General features: G+C 28.9%; 2 protein-coding genes and 1 pseudogene. 2 read left to right on the top strand and 1 reads right to left on the bottom strand.

Annotation, left to right across the window (positions count from 1 at the left end):
* A pseudogene (locus C0512_RS15520) lies at positions 1-345 on the bottom strand (hypothetical protein); the annotation flags it as partial.
* 307 nt (positions 346-652) lie between these two features.
* Here C0512_RS15520 and C0512_RS15515 point away from each other — a divergent pair.
* Both C0512_RS15515 and C0512_RS15510 read left to right on the top strand, forming a co-directional pair.
* The gene (locus C0512_RS15515; protein ID WP_290863206.1) at positions 653-1381 is read left to right on the top strand and encodes a hypothetical protein; all 729 of its coding nucleotides are present in this window, start codon (positions 653-655) and stop codon (positions 1379-1381) included.
* 8 nt (positions 1382-1389) lie between these two features.
* Positions 1390-1575, top strand: a 186-nt coding sequence (locus tag C0512_RS15510; RefSeq protein ID WP_290863204.1) for a hypothetical protein, incomplete at its 3' end; no start/stop codon positions are given.

Below are 1575 nucleotides of genomic sequence, written 5' to 3'. Positions count from 1 at the left end.
AAGATAAGCTGAGCCAATTAAAGCACTATTCTTAGATTTTTCAGCAGCATAAACCATACTGTCAGCATATACCATTGCTAAACTTTCATTCGAATGATGCAAGTAATTTTTATATCCATTTACAATTTCTTCCCAATTCTTTTCAGCTTTAGCTTTTTTTAAAAATATTCGGAGATATAATGATCTCTTGTGACTGTCATTTTTATTACTCTCTATTTCATCAAACAGATAGTCGTAATCTCTATTTCTAAGAGAATCCGGAATTTTAGATGCTACTTTTTCTAATGCATATATGTTTTCTCCTGAACATAAACATGCTATTATAATTAAATATTTTTTAATCATTCTATAAATATGGGGCTACAGTGCTTTAGAAATTAATTTCTTATGCACTAAGGTATTTCAATAAAGTTGTAAGGTTTTTCAAATGTAACAGAAACAATTGATAAAGGATAATTATTTAACAAAAATTGCTTTATGGATTTCGTGGAAATCAATACTTGAAATAGCGGAAACCCACAGATAACCATTTGTTTACTAGTGATTAGGCTAATAGATTTGTCCCGAATTCAAAAGCAAACAAGTTCTGCTTACCCGGGTAAAATGAACTGACGAAAAAAAGTACTCAGTAACATTTTAACAATTACAAGTCATGAAAAAAAAATCATCATGGATTATCACATTAACATTAATTTGCTCTTTTATTTTTTCCTGTAATACAGATGAAGAAGTTATAATTAATCCAGACACAACCGTATTAGACAGCTACAAAAAGCAGTGTCAAAAAATTGCTCAGAATAATACTAATCCATACGACACTATTGGAAAGATACAGATTTATATTCTAGACATCTATTTATCGGCAAATTACAGTCACAGTACGATTGAGGAAATCAATGAGGAAATACAAACAATAGTTAATACATATGGGAACTCATTTATTGGAAATTCTGTTCAACAATCTCTTACAGTAGGAAATCAAATAATCAATCCTTTCAATACAACAGAAAGTAGTTTAAGTACAATTATTGCAAATTCTCAATTAACAAACCAAGCAAAAGTAAGTCTCTCGGGGTTTATCACTTCATTATTTCTTTTAGTTGAAGAAGAATATGAAGACATACACGATTTCGTAGTATCATATGAATTATCTGTAATCAATAATTCTGAATTCAATGATGAAGATAAAAGAATTATCCTTACTACATCTTCCCTTTCAAGATATTCATTTTATTATGAAAAGAAGCGAAAAGATAAAGATTGGGAAACTTCAGTAGGTAATATTATGGCTGGCTTAAGCGGTGCTTTAGAAAATTCTTTAACTGCTGTCAATTCGGCATTGGTTACAGGAATATATCATAACACAATTGTTACTGATTAATGTAAAAAATGTATAGAATCATAAATACCGAAACGAAGCTAGTAATCACTTTATTTATACTTCTTATCATTTTAAATCTGATTAGCCTTTATTTCATCATAGACCTATTTAGCTATGATGAAATAATTGGTTATCTCTCAAATGGAGATGAAAAACATTCTGAACCAAGAAAAATGTCATTATTGTTTTTTATT

The sequence above is a fragment of the Flavobacterium sp. genome, assembly GCF_013822155.1.
Classification (GTDB): Bacteria; Bacteroidota; Bacteroidia; order Flavobacteriales; family Flavobacteriaceae; genus Flavobacterium.
Note: the sequence above shows the minus strand (reverse complement) of the source record. Positions and strands in the feature narration are given on the sequence as shown.